The sequence below is a fragment of the Devosia alba genome (genome assembly GCF_039938915.1).
Lineage (GTDB): Bacteria > Pseudomonadota > Alphaproteobacteria > Rhizobiales > Devosiaceae > Devosia > Devosia alba.
This window is the reverse complement of the sequence record NZ_JBDUUI010000111.1, coordinates 1-257: the sequence shown is the minus strand read 5'-3', so window position 1 is coordinate 257 and position 257 is coordinate 1. Positions and strand designations below refer to the sequence as shown.

At 61.5% G+C, this 257-nt stretch carries 1 protein-coding gene; it reads right to left on the bottom strand.

Annotated features, from left to right (window positions below; translation table 11 throughout):
- Window positions 1–257, bottom strand: a 257-nt coding sequence (locus ABFY71_RS18970; protein WP_347947432.1) for a siderophore-interacting protein, incomplete at both ends; no start/stop codon positions are given.

The following is a 257-nucleotide window of genomic DNA, read 5'->3' as shown; positions in this document are numbered from 1 at the left end:
TCCCGGATTCATCCCACACGTACAGTTGCCAGGCGTAATCTTCCGGCACCACCAGCGAACCGCGCGGCCCACCAATGGTCAACGTGTCCCCCGCTTTCGCCTCAACCGCCCAGTTGCTGGCAATGCCGCCGTCATGAATGAAGAAATCGAGCACCAGTTCATGGCGAGACTCATCATACAGCGGCGTATAGTCGCGCGTCTGCGGACGCACGCCGTCGCCCCAGTCGATGCCTTCATCAGTCACCACGGGCGGCACA